The sequence below is a fragment of the Saccharibacillus brassicae genome, assembly GCF_006542275.1.
Classification (GTDB): domain Bacteria; phylum Bacillota; class Bacilli; order Paenibacillales; family Paenibacillaceae; genus Saccharibacillus; species Saccharibacillus brassicae.
This window is the reverse complement of sequence record NZ_CP041217.1, coordinates 5,174,585-5,192,134: the sequence shown is the minus strand read 5'-3', so window position 1 is coordinate 5,192,134 and position 17,550 is coordinate 5,174,585. Positions and strand designations below refer to the sequence as shown.

The following is a 17,550-nucleotide window of genomic DNA, read 5'->3' as shown; positions in this document are numbered from 1 at the left end:
CAGGACGTCAGGAGAGCACGAACTCGACGGTAATCTCCGTCCCGGCCGCAAGCGTCAGCGACAGACCGGGTTCCGCCCCGCCCGAAGCGGCGTCGGCCGATCGGCCGTCCACGCGGGCCGACGTCCAGGCGCGGCCCGACGTCAGCCGGACGACGTTGCCGTCGACGAGCGACTTCAACGTCACGCTGGCCCGGCCGGCCGCCAGATTCCACGCCAGCGCCGCGACCTCGACCCGGGTGCGGGCCATCAGCCCTTCCACGCGGCCTTCGTTCCAGTCCGGCGGCAGTGCCGGCAGGATCTCGATCTCGCCGCTGTTCGAGAACAGCAGCGCTTCGTTGATCGCGCCGACCGTACCAAGCAGCGTATCGGTGCAGTACGTGTCGCAGCGGCGGTTCGTATCGTGATCCGTCATAAGAGACGAGTAGCATCCGTCTCCCGCGATCATCGGCAGCAGCGAAGCGGCGACGCCCGCGCCGTTCTTGAGCCGGGCGTAGACGAGCGCTTTGTGCATCCAGCCGTGCCCCGCCGTCGCGTCTCCGGTATTGAACCGATCCCGGTTCGATACCGCGATCCGGCACGCTTCGGCCAATCGGCGATCGTTCTGCACCTCGTACGCCGGCCACGCCGGGTAGAGATGGCTGAGATGCCGATGGTCGTTATTTTCTTCATACTCTTCCATCGCCCATTCGCGCAGCGCGCCGGAGACGTCGAACCGGTAATCCGGCAGCTGCGCAAGCAGATCTTCCCAGCGCCGCACGGCGGATTCGTACCCCGGACGCCGGACCGCTTTTTCCATGTCGATCGTCATGCGCAGCCCGTCGCGCGCCGCCGAAATATCCATCGTCGCGTTGGCCGTCAGCGTGCTCGTATAGCCGAGCGGCGCATTTTCCGGCGAATACGCCGGAATGAGCATGTAGGTTTCGCCGGGCGCAAGCGCGGTCTTGCCGGGTTCGTGCCGCGACCGGCCCGACGTATCCGTGAAATATTCCGGCGTGCACAGCTGCTCCCAGAAGCGACTCTGCCGGGTCAGCAGCGGCAGCAGGATATCCGTCTCCAGATCCAGCTCCCCGCCCCGAAGCAGCGCTTCCCATTCGGCTTCGCTCCGCTCTCCATCCGCCACGTTCAGCACCGATCGCAGCGCTTCCATATTCATCCGCTCCGTGATCGGAATACGCCTATTGCCGAAGCACTGCCAATATTCGTAGATCGGCAGCAGGCACCAGCTCGCTCCGGCATTCCAGTATTGGAACGGATAATCGTTGTCGTATTCCACGTGCATGGCGCGGTCCCCGTCCGAGTTGACCGACACCTGCAGCGCATCGTGCATGCCGTAGGCCATCCGCGCATTGTCCGCGAAGTCGGGCGCATTTCTCAGAAAAAAAGCGATATACCCGAGCGGCGCATGCGTCAAATGCCCGGTATTCATCGGGGATACCTGCAAATTGACGTTGGCGTCCAGCGTATGGATGCCCCGCCAGCCGGGATTCCATTCGCCGGTCCACAAGCCGCACAGCCGCGGCGCGTTGATCCCCCCGCAGCAGATCAGCGCGTACCGCCCCTGATCGTACAGCCGGCGGATCAAGGCCGGAACAATGCGCTCCGGAGAGTTCCGCTGCGCGCCGATCAGCGCCGCGTTGTCCGCGCTTTGCAGCGCCCCGCCTTCAGGCAGCGCGAAGCGGACCGCGTTGAATTCGGCCGCATGCAGCCGGACATGCGCGGCCAGCGCCCGGCCGTAATCGAAGCCGGCCGGGGCGCTGCCGTATTCGGCGGCGACCGCTTCCGTGGATACGGCCAGTCGATCCACGAGGCGATACGCCGTATCCGCGACGAAGTCTTCCATGCGTCCAAGCTCGAACGTCCGGTCGCACTGCGTAATGAGATAGACGGCGTCCGCACCGGTTACCCGGATCGCGGGATTGGGCGCCGCGCCCACGTTCAGCGCTTCGTTCGTGTCTTCCAGCCGGATCGCTTCCCGGCTGCCGCCGACCGTAACGACCCGCGTCAGCCCGGCATACCCGCCGTGGCTCAGTTCGCTGCCCGGATAAGCCGGATAATGCACGACCTGGGCGAGATAATCGGCCTCCGGACCTGCAAGCTTCTTGTAACGCAGCGCCGACACTTCCGACAGATCGTCCCGCGCTTTGCACATATGCGAGATGTCGTCGATCGACAGCATCAGATTGACTTTGGCCCCGGTCGAGGACGATTGAATCCGCGTAATCGAGACGTTGTCGACGCGGGACGTGAACGACGTCCGCGTCCACTCCCCGTCTTCGTCCGTATAACGCACGCCGGTCTCGGCCGTCTCATGGTTCGTCCATCTGACGTAACCGGACAGTTCTCCCCGGCGATCGGCGTTCAACCGAAGCTGATGCCCCGGATGGTAGGCATACAGAAAAGTCCGCTCCCGCTTCGTGCCGTCCGGGAATTTGATCGTCCACGCCTCGTTTTGCCGAAACACATTTTTCCGCGCTTCGCCCAGCTGCCCGGTCAGCTCCGCCGGAATCTCCCGCGGATGCGCCGACGGATAATTAAAAGCCATATGTTGAAAAATAAACGTGTCCGCGTAAGGCGCGCCCGACGTGACATAGCCGTTCTCGCCATTGCCGCTGACCATGCCTTCCCGCCACGCCCGGCCTGTATCCGGCAACGGCAGTTCCGCGTAGGTCGCGGCATGGTTTCCTTTTTCGTACAATCCGGCTCCTGCGTTTGCTTCACCCATGCTTGCACCTCCCGATTCAACCTGAATGATCGTGTTCCTTCACGACTTCAGTATAGCGGCGGGAAGCGTTACCGGGAATCGCCGGCGGCGACAAGCTGCGCAGGCCGCACGTCGTAATCGGACAGGTCGAGCCCGAACGGAAAACAAATACCTATCCCGTTGCGTTGGATAACTTGTTCCCGAGACCTGTTCCGAACACCCCTTCTTCTAACGAGTCTGTAAACCGGCGATTCGGCAAGCGCTTTACGCGCCCCCGTCCAAGCTTATCCGATCTTTTTTGAAAAAGGAAATGCCGCTCCGCGCCCGTTCTGCGCCATGCGCAGCCCGTTCGCCGTCATGCCGAATACGACGAACAGCAGACCTCCGAGCACGACGTAACGCGTGTCCATCCCGGCCAGCAGCAGCCCGCATACGCTCGTTCCGAGCGTTGTGCCCAGATTGGCCGAAGTGAGAAACAGTCCGTTGGCGAATTCGGGCGCTTCCGGCGCCGCGGACACGATCCAATGCTGCATCAGATTGCCGCCGAGTCCGCCGAGCATGCCCCACAGCACGAGCAAGACCGCCATCACGACGCCAGATTGCCCGAACAGCAGCATCAAAGTATAGACGCCGCCCAGCGCAAACGGATAAATCCGGCTCAGTCGCCGCGGATTGCCGGTTAACAGACGACCCGCCAGCAGGTTGCCGGCGATATTGGACAAGCCGTACACGAACAGCATGACGCTGATCGTCCGCCAATCGTACCGCGTCACGAGTTCCAAATATTCGGCCAGATAGCTGTACAGGCCAAACAGCGCGCCGTTGATGCCGATCACCGCGGCCAGCGACAGCCATATGACGCTTCGCTTCAAGACATGCAGCTGCGCGGCGCCGGAGAGGCGGCCGGATGCCGGCATGGACGGCACGAACCGCAGCGTCGCGGCGAAAGCGACCGCCGTCACGGCGGCGAAGAACAGCATCGCGTACGTCAGCGAAGCCGCGTTCGCGATCAGGCTGGAGAGCGGTACGCCGAGCACCATGCCCGCGGATACGCCGACGAACACTTTGGCGACTGCCCGGGACGATTCTTCCCGGGGCACCGATTCCGCGGCGACGCTGAACGCCATCGAGCAGTAGACCGGGTGGAACAAAGCAGGCACGATCCGGGCAATCAGCAGGACCGCAAAGTTCGAAGTGAACGCCGAGACCAGATTGCCGGCGACAAACAGCCCGAGCACGAACAGCATCAGGTGTTTGCGATTGATCCGCGAGAGCAGCAGCGGCAGAATCGGGCCGGATACGGCCACGGCCAGCGCGAACGAGCTGACGACCCAGCCGGCGGCCGAGATGCTGACGCCGTACCGCTCCGCGATCATCGGCAGGATGCCGATCACGCCCATCTCCGTATTGAGGAGGCCGAACACGCCGAGCATGAGAATAGGGACGAGCGGCGGCGTGCGCTTTGAGGCGTCTTGTCGATGCGGTGGCATAAGCGTATTCCTCCTGTTTGTCGAATACTTTTAGTTTAACGAGCGGCACGGATATAGCCAATACTCATACCAAATAGTAAACTATGCCTATCAGGCATAATATAAATAAAGACAAACACCCGTGAAGGAGGGTCACAGATGGAAATCCGCGTACTGCGTTACTTTTTGGCGGTCGCCCGCGAAGGCAGCCTGACGGGAGCGGCCGAACGGCTGCATCTCACGCAGCCTACGCTGTCAAGGCAGCTCAAAGACCTGGAGCGGCAGTTGGGCAAACCGCTGTTCACGCGCGGCAGCCGCCGCCTGAGCCTTACGGACGAAGGCCGTCTGCTGCGCCGCAGGGCGGAAGAGATCGTCGAACTGGCCGACCGGCTGGAAGCGGAATTCGGCTCGATGGAAGAGAAGATCGGCGGAGACGTGCATATCGGCGGCGGCGAGACGCAGGCGATGAAGCGGATCGCGCGCGCTGTAGGCCGACTGCGGACCGACCATCCGAATATCCGGTATCATCTGTACAGCGGCAACGAAGACGACGTGACCGAGCGGCTTGACCAGGGGCTGCTCGATTTCGGGGTGCTGATCCAGCCGGCCGACGTAGCCAAATACCACTACCTCCCTCTGCCGGATACCGATACGTGGGGCGTCGTCATGCGCAAAGACAACCCGTTGGCCGCAAAAAAGAACGTTCATCGGTCGGACCTGATGAACGTTCCCCTCATTTGTTCCCGGCAGGCGATGAAGCAGACGTTTTCCGAGAATCGCTTTACGGCGTGGTTCGGCGCAGACTTCGACAAGCTGAACGTCGTGACGACGTACAATCTGGCTTACAATGCCGCGATCCTGGTCGAAGAAGGAATCGGCTGCGCGCTTGCGCTCGACCGGATCGTGAACACGTCGCGCGAAAGCCCTCTTTGTTTCCGTCCGCTGGCCCCGCCGCTGGAATCCGGCTTGAACCTTGTCTGGCGCAAGCACCAGACGTTCTCCGCCGCGGCCGAACTTTTCCTCGAAACGCTGCGCCGGACTCTCTCCGGAGATGATCCGGCGGATTGAAGCGGCAGCCGCGAGATCGCGGCGCCTGATCCGGGGCGGCCGCGCGATGCCTCGAACCGAGATCTGTCCAGAGGTTCCGGCGGACGCTTATTCGTGTCCCACGATCCCGTGCGGCACATACGGTTCTTCCAGAAAAGCGACTTCCCGAGCCGTCAGCTGCACGTTCAGCGCGCCGAGCGCATCTTCGAGATGGGCGATCTTCGTCGCGCCGACGATCGGGGCCGCGACCGGCTCTTTTTGCAGCAGCCACGCCAAGGCGATATGGCTGCGCGGGACGCCGCGTTCGGCGGCAAGCGCCGCGACCCGGTCGACGATCAGACGGTCGCCGTCTGCGGTCGCGTCGTATTTGGCCTTCTGTACCCGGTCGGTCTCCGAGCGGTGCGTGGTCTCGGCCGCGCTGCGCGTCAATCTTCCGGAAGCGAGCGGACTGTATGGCGTCACGCCGATCCCTTTTTCCCGGCACAGCGGCAGCATTTCCCGTTCTTCCTCGCGGTAGATCAGGTTCAAATGGTTCTGCATCGAGACGAATTTCGTCCACCCGTGCTTGTCCGCCGTATGCAGCGCTTTCTGGAACTGCCACGCGTACATGGCGGAAGCGCCGATATAGCGGGCTTTGCCGGACTTGATCACGTCGTGCAGCGCCTCCATCGTCTCTTCGATCGGCGTATGCGGGTCCCAGCGGTGAATGATATACAAATCGACGTAATCCGTCCCGAGCCGGGCCAGGCTTTTGTCGATTTCGCTCAGGATCGCTTTGCGGGACAAGCCCGCGCCGTTCGGTCCTTCGTGCATGCGCCCGTGCAGCTTGGTGGCGAGCACCACTTCGTCGCGGTTGGCGTAGTCGCGGATCGCCCGGCCGAGAATTTCCTCGCTGGCGCCCAGCGAATACACGTTGGCCGTATCGAAAAAGTTGATACCGAGCTCCAGCGCTTGGCGGATGACCGGCCGGCTGTCCGCTTCGTTCAGCACCCACGGATGCACCCATTTCTTCGCGTCGCCGAAGCCCATGCAGCCGAGGCAGAATCTGGAGACGTCCAATCCCGTGCGTCCAAGCTTGACATATTCCATTGCTGTTGTCCTCCTTCTATCGAGCCGCTGCAACCGATCCGGCTTCCGATTGCTTCCGATTATGCCATAGATCGCCCTTCGTTTCGACGTCCATTTCGCGCGAGTTTTTGCCCAATCCTCTCGGCGCTCTTTCTCAAGCGGCGAACATCGGTTACAGTGGAAGCATCGGACAGATCGGACAGAACCCGGAAGAGGTTGAAGCGCACAGACGAATTTTTTTAGAAAAAGGAGGAAGCCGCATGACGAGCATGACGACCCTTTTGACGCACACAGCCGGAGCGGTGCACGCTTTGAGCCGGCTGATTCAGCGCCATGCCTTGCAGGACGGCGTACATGACACCGCGATTGCGCGGCTGTTCCTGATCCGCGAATCGGCTGTCACGGAGCCGATCGCGCGGGTAAGCGAAAGTTCGTTTTGCCTGATCGTGCAAGGGCAAAAAGAAGTGCTGCTCGGCGAAGAACGTTTCCGCTACGGGACCGGCGATTATATCGTCACGTCGATGGAACTGCCGCTGACCGGCCAGGTGACCGAAGCGGCGGCCGACGTCCCTTATCTGGCGATCAAATTCGAATTTTCGCCGGGCGAAGTGCTCGACCTGCTGACGGAGCGCGATCTGCGCCCGCCCCGCCGCTCCCAGGCCAAGCGCGCCTTGTTCGTCGGCCAGAGCGAGCCGATGCTTGCGGACGCCATGCTTCGCCTCGCCTCGCTGCTGGACCGACCTCAACATATCCCGACGCTCGCCCCGCTGTACAAAAAAGAAGCGCTGTACTGGGTGCTGCACGGTCCGAGCGGCGAAGCGCTGCGGCAGCTGGCGCTGGAAGCCGGCAGCGCCAAGCGGGTCCGGCAGGTGATCGACCATATCCTCGTCCGTTACGCCGATCCGTTTCGGATTCAAGAATTGGCGGAACTTGCCCATATGAGCGTGTCTTCGCTGCATCGGCAGTTCAAGGAAGTGACGGCCATGAGCCCGATCCAATTCCAGAAGCAGCTGCGGCTGCAGGAAGCCCGGCGCCTGCTGCTCTCGGAATCGGCGGACGTGGCGGAGATCGCGCTTCGGGTCGGTTACGAGAGCCAGTCGCAGTTCAGCCGCGAATATTCGCGGCTGTTCGGCTTGTCGCCCCGCGCGGACATCCGGCGGATGCGGGAAGGTTAGCGGGACAGTTGGGCGCGGCTTGCTCCCGGGCTCACCCTTTGGTTGCGCCGCCGAAGCTGAAGCCCTGCGACATATAACGCTGGCCGATCACGTACAGCGCGACGGCCGGAATCGTGTACAGTACCGAGAACGAAGCCAGCATGCCGTACTGCACCATGCCGTTTTGCCCGAAATACTGATAGATCGTAACGGCCGCCGGCAGTTTATCCGCACTTTGCAGCAAAATGAACGGGACGAGAAAATTGCCCCAGCTTCCCGAAAAAGCGAAGATTCCGACCGTGAAAATGCCTGGCAGCATCAGCGGCACGACGATCAGGCGCAGCGTCGTCCAGACCGATGCCCCGTCGACCCAGGCCGCTTCTTCCAGTTCCAGCGGCACGGAATCCATAAAGTTTTTCATCATCCAGATCGAATACGGCAGCGCCGAAGCGGTCAGGAATAAAATGGTGAAAAACAGCGAGTCCTGCATTCCGAAAAAGAGGAAGAATTGGTACACCGGCACCATGACCGCGGTAAGCGGCAGTCCCGTGGCGAACAAAATCACGTACATGAACGGACGTTTGTACCGCATCTGGTAGCGCGACAGCGGATAGGACGCCAGCCCCGCCACGATTACCACGAGCAGCGCCTGCCCGAGCGCGAGCAGCAGGCCGTTGGCGAACGACAGCCGGTTCTCGGAGCTGGAGAGCGTGTCCCGGTAGTTGTCGAGCGTGAACTGAACCGGGAACTTGAGCGCGAGGCTCGCTTCCTTGTCGAACGACGCGAAAATGAGCCATAACAGCGGCAGCAGGAACAGCAGGCCGATCACGCTCAAGATGAGGTAAGGCAGCACGCGCGCGACCGCGTACCGGTTCGGCTTGCGCTTGCGCGTTCCGACACGGGGAACTTTGTGGACGGTAGTCATCGGGTTGTCCTCCTTTTCTACAACTTCACTTTAAGCATCCGCATATAGAGCAAACTTGCGACGATGCCGATCACAAGCAGCATCAGCGAGATCGCCGTGCCGTAGCCCAACTGGTAATTCACGAACGCCTGATGGTACATATAGATCGGCAGCGTCTCTGTCGCCAGGCCCGGCCCGCCGCCGGTCAGCGCATAGATCAGCGTGAACGAACCGAGCGTTTGCAGCGTGACCAACACCATGTTGGTCGTGACGGAGCTTATGATCATCGGAAGCGTGATGCGGGTCAGCCGCTGCCAGGCGTTCGCGCCGTCGATCATGGCCGACTCTTCCACCTCGCGCGGCACGTCGCCGAGCGCGGCCTGGAATACCATCATCGAAAAAGCGGTCCCGTGCCAGATGTTGGCGATGATGACCGAGACCATCGGGAAGGTGTACAGCCAGGCGATCGGTTTGATATCGGCCGACTGCAAGAAAGCGTTCACCGTGCCCGTGTCGTTCAGAAAAGCGAACCAGACGAACGCGCACACGACTTCCGGCGCGACCCAGCCCGCGATCACGATCGAGCCGATCACGCTGCGAAACGTCCGGCTGCGCCCGTTCATCAGCACCGCGATGATAAAGCCCATCACCTGCTGGCCGATCACCGCCGAGAAGATCAAGAAGATGAGCGTATTCCAGACCGAAGTGCGGAAGCTGTCATCCTGAAACATGTTTTTGAAATTTTCAAAGCCGATAAACTGCGTGTCCACCGCCGCGGCTCCGGTCAGCGCCATGTTCGTAAAAGCAAAATAAAACGTCAGCAGGGTCGGAACGAAAAAGAAAGCGAGCAGCAAAACAAAGCTTGGCGACAAAAAAACGAATGCGCGCCATTGTTCGGCATTGCGGCGGCGCTTCATCCCGGAATTGTGCGCTTGTCCGGTCTCCATCTGCGGTCTCCTCCTCGGTAGCTGGCGTGACCGCCTCCGCCGCGGACCGTCTTGCGTCCGCCTGCGGGGGCCGCTCACGGCCTGTATGTTGCGCCTCTTCCGGCCGTACACCGGACAGGCGGCCCGTCTGCCCGCTTGCCCGGCGACCGGCCGCCTGTCCGGATCGGCGGGGAGTGCTTACTTCGTCATGACTTTGTCGGCCCCGACGCTTCGCTGCACGCTCTGCGTGAATTGGGTCATCGCATCCTGCGGATCGGCTCCGCCGGTCACGACTTTTTCGACCGTTTCCTGAATTGCGGTCGAGACGAGCGGATAATCGGAGTTGCTCGGGCGAACGTGGGTATACTCGATCACGTCGGCCGCTTTGGCATACAGCGTGCCGGGCTGATTGACGTATTCGGTATCCGCGGCTACGTCGGTGCGCGGCGTCAGCGCGCTATCGAGCATGGCATAGGTCTTGTTATGCTTTTCGTTGACCGCCATCTGGATAAATTTCCAGCCGAGGTCTTTCTCGGCGGAGTTGGCTCCGACCGCAAGCGTCCAGCCGCCGGACATCGACGTATAACCGGGCGCTTGGCCGGTTTCGGTCGGCATTTTGACGAAATCGTACACGTCCAGCGCTTCCGGCCAAGGCTTGCTGCCGGTCGAAGCCCATGTAGCCGGCAGCCAGCTGCCGTTCAGCACGATGCCCACTTTCTGGTTTGGCATCAGGTCGGTCTCCAGCACCTGCCCGGCCTGCGCGGTCATGACCTGCGACAGCTGCGGACCGAGGCCCTTGCTGTAAATGTCGTCGATAAATTGCAGGGCGCTCATGACGCCGGGGCTCTGCGTGACCCATTTGCCGTCTTCGAACAGCGTATCCTGCGTGCCGTACAGCAGCATCTCGAACGTCTGCATCGTCGTCGCTTCCTGTCCGGCTTTGCCGGAGTTCATCCAGAACGGGATGATGTCGGGCTGCGTATCTTTGAGCGCCTGCGCGGCGGTCAGAATATCCTGCCAGTTTTTCGGTTCCCACGGGACGGGCAGGCCGGCTTTTTCGAACAGCGCTTTGTTGTAGTACAAGCCGCGGACGTCGGTCGAGAACGGCACGCCGTAACTTTTGTCGTCTTTGCCTTGAACGGCCGCTTTGATTCCTTCGTTGAATTGGCCCCAATCGCTCCACTCGTCGACCGCGAGCGGTTCCAGATACCCGGCCGCGCTATCGGCGTTGATCATGAACGAGTCTTCGGCCAGCACTTCCGGGGCCGTCTTCGCATCGGACATCAACAGCGGGATTTTGGTCGCGTACTGCGCGCCCTGGATCGGCTGAAGTTCTACCGTGACGCCCGGATTTTGCTGTTCGAATTCGCTTTTGACCCCGGTAAGCCATTTGCCCCATACGTCGGTATCGTTCCATTTGCCGTAGGCCACTTTCACTACTTTGCTGTCGGCCGCCGAACCGCCGTCGGCCGTATTCGCCGGCGTCGTCTCCGTACCCCCGGAAGAACAAGCCGCGGTGAACACGGACAAGCTGAGCAGTACGCCGGCCGTCCATTTGTACGTTTGCTTTTTCATCATAATCGCCCCTTTGCCTAATTGGTTGGCCAATCGGTTATTTCATTTGCATCCCGGGCACGTCGTAGCCGCAATAGGTCAAGACCAGTTCGCTGAACAGCGCGTTCGCCCACGAGAACCATTCGCGGGTATATTGGGCAGGGTCGTCGGCGTGAAAGCCTTCGTGCAGAAATCCGGTGTCCGCGTCGGTGTTCTCAAGCAGCAATAGCAATCGTTCCCGCTCTTCCCGATCCGTGGAAGTCAGCGCCTGCATCGCCAGCGATATATGCCAGATGTAGCGCGGCGGCGTATGCGGGCTGCCGATCCCCTGCGCGGCGGTGCCGCTGTAATAATAAGGATTATGCTCGCTGAGGACGAAGCGCCTCGTGTTGACATACAGCTCGTCATCCGCCCTGCCGTAACCGAAGTAAGGCAGCGAGAGCAGGCTCGGGACGTTGGCGTCGTCCATCAGGTTGTAATTCCCGTTCCCGTCCGTCTCGTACGCGTACATCGGGCCGAATTCCGGATGGTCCACGACGCCGTGCCGCTCGACGCCGCCGCGAATCTCCGCCTGCAGCTCGGCCGCGGAGCGGCTCAGCTCCGCGTCGTCGTACACGTCGCTTGCAATCCGCTGCATGCAGTCGAGCACGACGACGGCAAACAGGTTCGCCGGGATCAGATACCCGTACTCGCACGCATCGTCGCTCGGGCGAAAACCCGACCAGGTCATGCCGGTCACGGCAGCGGGATTGCCCCTGCCCGCATGCGGCAGCGTATCGGAAGCCGGACCGTGCAGCCGTTCGAAGCGATAGCCGGACTCTGCTTCGTGGTGCTGTTCGGTCCGCCACACGTCCAGAATCGTCAGGCAGGCCAGGCGGAATTCGTCGTCGAAATGGTCCGTACGTCCCGTCTTTTGCCAGAGCAGATACGCGAGCTGCAGCGGATAACAGAGCGAGTCGATCTCGTATTTGCGTTCCCAGATCCACGGCGTCATCTCCGTCCGATCGTCCTGGTGTCCGCTGCCGTTCGCGCTCTCGTTAAACGCATTGGCATACGGATCATGCAAAATGCAGCGAATCTGCCGCTGCACCACCCCTTTCACGAGATCGCTGATCGCTTCGTCTTCGTTCGCCAGCAGCAGGTACGGCCTCACCTGCGCCGCCGAATCCCGCAGCCACATGGCCGGAATATCGCCGGTAATGACGAATACGGTCCCGTCCTGCTGCGGGCGAAGCGTCGTCGTCAGCGTGTTGCGGATACAGTTCCCGAACATGCAAGCCAACTTCGTGCGCGTTCCCAACTTTTCGGTCACGTCCGCGATAAGTCTTTCCACCGACAGAGGAATAATTTTGTTCTTCTGCTCACTCATGACAACCCTCCTTATATAGAGCGCTTACATTTATGCGATTATCATAGTCCGCTCTAAATAGTATGTCAATACATTATAATATAATATTTAATTGAACAACGGCAGAAAAAGCCGGACAGGATCTAGATCCCGTTCGGCTTTTTGGAGGTGAAGTTCAAGCTGTCGTTCATTGAATCAGGGGTCAAGTGTTCCGATTGCCTCCCGCGTTCGATCCGACGTTCGGAGCCGGCGCGGTGGACAGACCGTCGATCAGTTCGGCCGTCAGCGAGATACGGCCGGGCAGCGTGTCGCCGGCGATCAGTTTCAGAACGTTTTCCACGGCGAGGCGGCCGAGCGAATGCTGATCCTGCTGCAGATGTGTAAACGGATACAAAGCTGCGCTTGCCTGCGGGCTGTCGAAACAAATCAGCGAGATTTGTTCCGGAATCCGGATACCCGCATGATCCAGCGCTTCTTTGGCGAACAGCGCAAGTTCGTACTGCATCGCGAAAATAGCCGTCATCTGCGGATGCTGCTCCACCATGCGCCGGATCAGCTCCACGTTGCCGCGAACGTGCTGCAGTTCTTCCGCTTCCGTCTCCGCGTTCCAGGCGAGATCGGTCAGCCAGTAGCTGCGATCCAGCACGACGCCGCGCTCGGCATGCGCCCGCACGAATCCTTCGATCCGCTCTTCGATCGCCACGTTGTCCGTCACTTTGGAAGCGAGCAGCCCGATATGGCGATGTCCCAGATCCAGCAGATGGTTCATGCCGGTCCGCGCCGCCTCTATGTTGTCCGTGCTGATCGAAGCCGATTCCGTCCCTTTGAAATAGCGGTCGACGAGCACGTGAGGGAAGCGGTCGATCACCAGCCGCAAAATTTCCGAGCTGAAGCTTTGCCCGCGCGTCGGATAGATAATCAGTCCGTCCACTCCGTATTCGCGCAGGCTGCGAATCGCGTTTTCTTCGATCGTCGGCTGCGAAAACGACAGGCGGATCATCAGATAGACGTTCAGCCGCTGGGCGGTCCGCTCCATCTCGGCCAGCATCTCTTTGCCGTAGCTGTCGCTGAAATCTTCGAGGATCAAGCCGATTACGATCTGCTTGTTGGCCGGGCGCCGCCGGGCTGCGGCCTGTTCCCGCGGATCAAGCGGCTCGCCTGCCGGGTCGGGTCGGGTCGGCTCTTCATCCGCGCGGATGACAAACGAACCCCGGCCGGGCTGGCGAACGATATATCCTTCCTGTACCAGCATATCGAGCGCCTTTTTCGAAGTGATGCGGCTGACGTCGAACTGTTTCATCAGTTCTTTCTCCGACGGCAGCTTGTCGCCCACTTTGTAGAGGCCCTGCCGCAGACGTGCCCGAAGTTCGATATACATGCGTTCATATCTCGGTTTTAAAGACAAAGACAAGTCTGGCATAACATCACCTTTAGATTGGATTTGTATGGAACAACCATATAACATATCCTATCATATCATTTACAGCCATTTTTTTCACACAAAAAAACACCTTTAGCTTAAGCTAAAGGTGTTTTGATAACGGAATTACAGTTTTACAACATTTTCCGCTTGTGGTCCACGGCTGCCTTGAACAACGTTGAATTCTACGCGTTGACCTTCGTCGAGGGTTTTGAAACCTTCGTCTTGGATTGCGGAGAAGTGAACGAATACGTCGTTGCCGCCTTCGATTTCGATGAAGCCAAATCCTTTATCCGCGTTGAACCATTTTACTGTACCTGTTTGCATGTGAGGTACCTCCAAATATTATATTTACATGACTTTGTTTATTCAGAAAGAATCCGATAAAATAAAAAATCACATATTTCACAAGGTTATTGCTCTACCAAACCATAACCCTCTGAAATAAGTGAGTTTAGATTGCGTTTGCATTTGCTATACCCTTACTATAACCTATCTTTTCCTTAAACGCAATCCTTAACGGGGTTTTTTTATTTATTTTTAAAAAAGAAGCCGAACGCCGCTCGCGCCCCGCTTCTTTTTCACTGTCGATTCCGAAGGTTAATGCGGGTTTACTTCAGGTTCTGAAGCAGCTCTTTGTACTTCTTGTAATGCCCGCTGACCCGGTCGGAGACGTAATTGTACATCAGTTGGTTCTCCGACAGCGTCGCCATTTCCTTGTCGATGTCGACGCTGTTGTTGTTATTGTTCATCTTGGCGTTCGCGTCCTGGACGACCCGGTAAGGCACGAGCGCCTCGCCGGGAGCCCGAAGCGTGATATGCCGAGCATGCGTGCGCTTGAGATCCAGTTCTTTGCCCTGCTCGCCTTCGACCGCGCGCCGAAGCGCGTCTTCGAACTGCACCGTCTTTCTTTTGTAATGCGGCGTGTCGGCGTTGGCGATATTGTTGACCGTAACTTCGTGCCGCGCGTTCAGGGCCTGAAGCAGCGACTGGTGCAGCTTGGAATTGCTTGATTGGATCATGTCTGTTCTCCTCTCGCGGGAATCCGGATCACGACTTCCGTCCATTCCCCGTATAGACTGCCGAGCTTGAGCTCTCCGCCGTACAGATCCAGCAGCCGCCTGGCGATCGCGAGCCCCAGTCCGTTCCCGCCCTGCTTGCGGCTGCGCGATTTGTCGACCCGGTAGAACCGGTTCGTCACCAGCGGCAGCTCGTCTGCGGGAATGCCGGTGCCGTAGTCTTTGACCGCAAGGTACAGCTGCCCGTCTTCGATCGCCGCCGTCACTTCGATCCGTTTGACGTCTCCGGCATACTTGATCGCGTTATCGAGCACGATGATCAGGATTTGCTGCAGATGGCTTTTGCGGATCGGCAGCGAGGCTTCTTCGGCCAGTTTAAGCCGCGCGCGAATCTCGAATGATCGATGCACGGTCTGGAAATTCTCGACGATCTCTTCGATCGCCGGCTTGACCCGGATCTGTTCCGGCCCGCTGCCGAGCGCCGAAGCGTCTTCGTCGATCCGGGTCAACACAAGCAGTTCCGATACCATCTGGATCATCCGGTTCGTCTCGTTCAAGCTGAGCTGGATCGAACGCTCCAGCACGGCGGGATCGTCTTTGCCCCACCGCTTGATCAGCGACAGATGGCCGTGGATGATCGACAGCGGCGTCTTCAATTCGTGCGAAGCGTCTTCGATGAACCGCTGCTGCTGGTCGAACGACTGGGACAGATTGTCCATCAGTTCGTTGAACATCGTCGACAATTCCGTCAATTCGTCGCGCGGATCGCCGATCTGCACGCGTTCTTTGAGTCCTTTTTCCCGAATACCCTTCATTGTACGGATCATCTCGTTGATCGGGCTGAGCAGTTGATAGGACAACAGGCGGCCGCCGACGAGGCTGAGCGCGATCGAGACAAAAGCGGTCACGACGAGCAGGCTCGCGATCAGGTGCAGCAGGCTCTCGAAATTTTCCGGGTTGCGCACGATCTCGACCGACAGCGCCGCGGATCCGAATCGGATCGGCTTGCGGTAGAGCAGCAGCGTATTCCCTTCGGTCGCTACGCTCTCCAGGGTTTCCGAAGTGCCATACACCGCAGGCACTCCGTTTGCGGGCATCTGATCCGAGACGGACACGACCGGCGTGCCGGATTCGTCCACGATGCGGATCATCTGGTAGCGCTCGTTCAGGACCGCGAGAAAATCCCGGCTGTCCGCAAGCTTCCCGCCCGGCTCGATCATTTCGAGGTACGCGGCGACTTCTTCCATGTTTTTGCGAATAATGTCTTTCTCATGGTTGTGTACCCAGCTCTGCAGCACGGAGAACTGGATCAGGTTATAGAACAGGAACAGCAGAATCAGGTGAAAAGCGCCCCACAGCGTAAGTTTCCATTTGAGTTTCAACTTGGTCCGCACGGCGCCCTACTCGTTCTCGTGCCGCATGACATAGCCGATTCCCCGGACGGTCCGGATATACGTCTCGATATCGCCGCCGGTATCCAGCTTGTTGCGTACGTGCCGGACATACACGTCGACGATATTCGTCTCGATGCCGACGTCGTGTCCCCAGATCCGCTCCACCAGCAGGTCGCGCGGCAGCACCCGGCCGACGTTTTTCATGAACGTAAACAGCAGCTCGTATTCTTTTTTGGTCAACTCGATCCAGCGGTCGCCCTGCCTGGCCATGCGCGACTCGATATTCAGTTCCACGTCTTTGAACGTCAGCGTCATCGGGGCGGAAGCGCCCGCTTTCTCCTGCCGCCTGCGAATGACCCGGATCCGGGCCAGCAGTTCCTCGATCGCGAACGGCTTGGGCATGTAATCGTCGGCGCCCGTATCGAGTCCCGTCACCCGGTCCATGACGCCGCCCCGGGCCGTGATCATGATCACCGGCGTGTCTTTGGCCGCTTTGAGGCGTCTGCACACTTCGATTCCGCTCAGACCCGGCAGCATCAGGTCGAGCAGCACCAGATCCCACTCTCCGTTTAGCGCCGTTTCCAGCCCTTCCCGCCCTTCGTACACAGGCACGGCTTCGTACCCTTCATGCCTAAGCTCCAGCACGACGAAATCGGACAGGGCTTCTTCGTCTTCTATGACCAAAATGCGCATGTGCGTCCTCCTCCATCCCAGTCTATCGTACTTCAATAAAAGGCCGCTGAAGACCGGATTAAATTTTTTTCATACAAATCATCAGGGACTCATCACGGACGAAAAGCTTTGCCCCGCATACGTTCCAGCACGAAAAAGTAACTTTTGTCGCTATTCAGGCTTTTGACGTCCATGACGGCGAACCGCGTATCTTCGTCCACTTTGCGGAACACGTCGATGATGTCTTTATGGTCGTAGACCATCGCGGCGCTGACGGTTCCCCGGTATTCGATCTGCCGCAGCCGGGCGGCGCTTTTGCGCGTTCGAACGAACGGGCGGGCAAGCGTCATCGCCGGACGGATCGGACCGCGCGGGATTTTGTCGAACGGCAGGTTCATCGGAATCCAGATCGGATTGACTGCGTACAGATCGCCGTTCTTTTTCTGAAAAACAAGCGGGTGGACGTGCTCGGCGCTATCGAACTGTTTGCCGTACCAGCCCGATACCGTCAGCAGCCCTTCGAGCGGATGACCGGTCGCGATCTCGCTGCCTCTCCACAAATCCAGCATGCCGGGCGAGTCGGCCGCTTCCAGGCTGTCGAACAGCGCAAACGCTTCTTCCTGCGACGCGCCTTCGCTGCGCATCCGGTTCAATCTTTCTCTTGCCGAAGTCATGTTCCTTCTCTCCTTTGCCGGGGCAAAATCGGGCGCGGATGCCGGATTCCGCTTGGTCTGGGTCTTCCGCATATTTCGCGTGTTTCGTCCGCCGCGCCCGCCGTGGTTTGATCGTATCACGGGGCGAATGCCTGTTCAACGAGCCCGGAGCCCCGCACCGATAACCGCAATCCAAAAAAGGACCCCGCCAAAGTTTCGCG

The 17,550-nt window shown here is 59.6% G+C and carries 15 protein-coding genes; 2 read left to right on the top strand and 13 right to left on the bottom strand.

Features of this window, described 5'->3' with window-relative positions; translation table 11 throughout:
* Positions 1-7 precede the first annotated feature (7 nt).
* Positions 8-2,722, bottom strand: a complete 2,715-nt coding sequence (locus tag FFV09_RS21690) for a glycosyl hydrolase family 95 catalytic domain-containing protein (protein WP_141449781.1) — start codon at positions 2,720-2,722, stop codon at positions 8-10.
* A 263-nt stretch (positions 2,723-2,985) separates the two neighbouring features.
* The gene (locus FFV09_RS21685) at positions 2,986-4,191 is read right to left on the bottom strand and encodes an MFS transporter (protein ID WP_141449780.1); all 1,206 of its coding nucleotides are present in this window, start codon (positions 4,189-4,191) and stop codon (positions 2,986-2,988) included.
* A 138-nt stretch (positions 4,192-4,329) separates the two neighbouring features.
* Between FFV09_RS21685 and FFV09_RS21680 the strand changes: the two genes are divergently transcribed.
* Complete coding sequence (locus tag FFV09_RS21680; protein WP_141449779.1) at positions 4,330-5,238, top strand: LysR family transcriptional regulator; 909 nt, start codon at positions 4,330-4,332, stop codon at positions 5,236-5,238.
* Positions 5,239-5,325: 87 nt separating this feature from the next.
* Here FFV09_RS21680 and FFV09_RS21675 read toward each other — a convergent pair whose 3' ends face one another.
* On the bottom strand, positions 5,326-6,306 hold the full coding sequence (locus FFV09_RS21675) for an aldo/keto reductase (RefSeq protein ID WP_141449778.1): 981 nt from the start codon (positions 6,304-6,306) through the stop codon (positions 5,326-5,328).
* Between the two features lie 239 nt (positions 6,307-6,545).
* Between FFV09_RS21675 and FFV09_RS21670 the strand changes: the two genes are divergently transcribed.
* The gene (locus tag FFV09_RS21670) at positions 6,546-7,460 is read left to right on the top strand and encodes an AraC family transcriptional regulator (RefSeq protein ID WP_246098407.1); all 915 of its coding nucleotides are present in this window, start codon (positions 6,546-6,548) and stop codon (positions 7,458-7,460) included.
* A 31-nt stretch (positions 7,461-7,491) separates the two neighbouring features.
* On the opposite strand, the gene FFV09_RS21665 is transcribed toward FFV09_RS21670, so the two are convergent.
* The 10 genes from FFV09_RS21665 to FFV09_RS21620 form a co-directional block, all read right to left on the bottom strand.
* The gene (locus tag FFV09_RS21665) at positions 7,492-8,364 is read right to left on the bottom strand and encodes a carbohydrate ABC transporter permease (protein WP_141449777.1); all 873 of its coding nucleotides are present in this window, start codon (positions 8,362-8,364) and stop codon (positions 7,492-7,494) included.
* A 17-nt stretch (positions 8,365-8,381) separates the two neighbouring features.
* On the bottom strand, positions 8,382-9,290 hold the full coding sequence (locus FFV09_RS21660; protein ID WP_141449776.1) for a carbohydrate ABC transporter permease: 909 nt from the start codon (positions 9,288-9,290) through the stop codon (positions 8,382-8,384).
* A 177-nt stretch (positions 9,291-9,467) separates the two neighbouring features.
* Positions 9,468-10,847, bottom strand: coding sequence for an extracellular solute-binding protein (locus tag FFV09_RS21655; RefSeq protein WP_141449775.1), 1,380 nt, complete (start codon positions 10,845-10,847; stop codon positions 9,468-9,470).
* A gap of 34 nt (positions 10,848-10,881) precedes the next feature.
* On the bottom strand, positions 10,882-12,192 hold the full coding sequence (locus FFV09_RS21650; protein ID WP_141449774.1) for a glycoside hydrolase family 125 protein: 1,311 nt from the start codon (positions 12,190-12,192) through the stop codon (positions 10,882-10,884).
* 181 nt (positions 12,193-12,373) lie between these two features.
* Positions 12,374-13,549 (bottom strand): GntR family transcriptional regulator, encoded by a 1,176-nt coding sequence (locus tag FFV09_RS21645; RefSeq protein WP_170315111.1) that lies wholly within the window; start codon positions 13,547-13,549, stop codon positions 12,374-12,376.
* Between the two features lie 168 nt (positions 13,550-13,717).
* Positions 13,718-13,918, bottom strand: a complete 201-nt coding sequence (locus tag FFV09_RS21640; protein ID WP_141449772.1) for a cold-shock protein — start codon at positions 13,916-13,918, stop codon at positions 13,718-13,720.
* Between the two features lie 284 nt (positions 13,919-14,202).
* On the bottom strand, positions 14,203-14,613 hold the full coding sequence (flgB, locus tag FFV09_RS21635) for a flagellar basal body rod protein FlgB (protein ID WP_141449771.1): 411 nt from the start codon (positions 14,611-14,613) through the stop codon (positions 14,203-14,205).
* Positions 14,610-16,004 (bottom strand): HAMP domain-containing sensor histidine kinase, encoded by a 1,395-nt coding sequence (locus FFV09_RS21630; RefSeq protein ID WP_141449770.1) that lies wholly within the window; start codon positions 16,002-16,004, stop codon positions 14,610-14,612. The genes flgB and FFV09_RS21630 overlap by 4 nt, the downstream gene beginning before the upstream one ends.
* 6 nt (positions 16,005-16,010) lie before the next feature.
* Positions 16,011-16,697, bottom strand: coding sequence for a response regulator transcription factor (locus FFV09_RS21625; RefSeq protein WP_141449769.1), 687 nt, complete (start codon positions 16,695-16,697; stop codon positions 16,011-16,013).
* A gap of 92 nt (positions 16,698-16,789) precedes the next feature.
* Positions 16,790-17,350, bottom strand: a complete 561-nt coding sequence (locus FFV09_RS21620) for a DUF4334 domain-containing protein (RefSeq protein ID WP_141449768.1) — start codon at positions 17,348-17,350, stop codon at positions 16,790-16,792.
* Between the last annotated feature and the right edge of the window lie 200 nt (positions 17,351-17,550).

Coding starts and splice junctions, on each gene's coding strand:
- FFV09_RS21665 (WP_141449777.1), bottom strand. CDS start 8,364: ATGACTACCGTCCACAAAGTTCCCCGTGTCGGAACGCGCAAGCGCAAG.
- FFV09_RS21690 (WP_141449781.1), bottom strand. CDS start 2,722: ATGGGTGAAGCAAACGCAGGAGCCGGATTGTACGAAAAAGGAAACCAT.
- FFV09_RS21625 (WP_141449769.1), bottom strand. CDS start 16,697: ATGCGCATTTTGGTCATAGAAGACGAAGAAGCCCTGTCCGATTTCGTC.
- FFV09_RS21650 (WP_141449774.1), bottom strand. CDS start 12,192: ATGAGTGAGCAGAAGAACAAAATTATTCCTCTGTCGGTGGAAAGACTT.
- FFV09_RS21675 (WP_141449778.1), bottom strand. CDS start 6,306: ATGGAATATGTCAAGCTTGGACGCACGGGATTGGACGTCTCCAGATTC.
- flgB (WP_141449771.1), bottom strand. CDS start 14,613: ATGATCCAATCAAGCAATTCCAAGCTGCACCAGTCGCTGCTTCAGGCC.
- FFV09_RS21685 (WP_141449780.1), bottom strand. CDS start 4,191: ATGCCACCGCATCGACAAGACGCCTCAAAGCGCACGCCGCCGCTCGTC.
- FFV09_RS21660 (WP_141449776.1), bottom strand. CDS start 9,290: ATGGAGACCGGACAAGCGCACAATTCCGGGATGAAGCGCCGCCGCAAT.
- FFV09_RS21640 (WP_141449772.1), bottom strand. CDS start 13,918: ATGCAAACAGGTACAGTAAAATGGTTCAACGCGGATAAAGGATTTGGC.
- FFV09_RS21670 (WP_246098407.1), top strand. CDS start 6,546: ATGACGAGCATGACGACCCTTTTGACGCACACAGCCGGAGCGGTGCAC.
- FFV09_RS21655 (WP_141449775.1), bottom strand. CDS start 10,847: ATGATGAAAAAGCAAACGTACAAATGGACGGCCGGCGTACTGCTCAGC.
- FFV09_RS21645 (WP_170315111.1), bottom strand. CDS start 13,549: ATGTATATCGAACTTCGGGCACGTCTGCGGCAGGGCCTCTACAAAGTG.
- FFV09_RS21620 (WP_141449768.1), bottom strand. CDS start 17,350: ATGACTTCGGCAAGAGAAAGATTGAACCGGATGCGCAGCGAAGGCGCG.
- FFV09_RS21680 (WP_141449779.1), top strand. CDS start 4,330: ATGGAAATCCGCGTACTGCGTTACTTTTTGGCGGTCGCCCGCGAAGGC.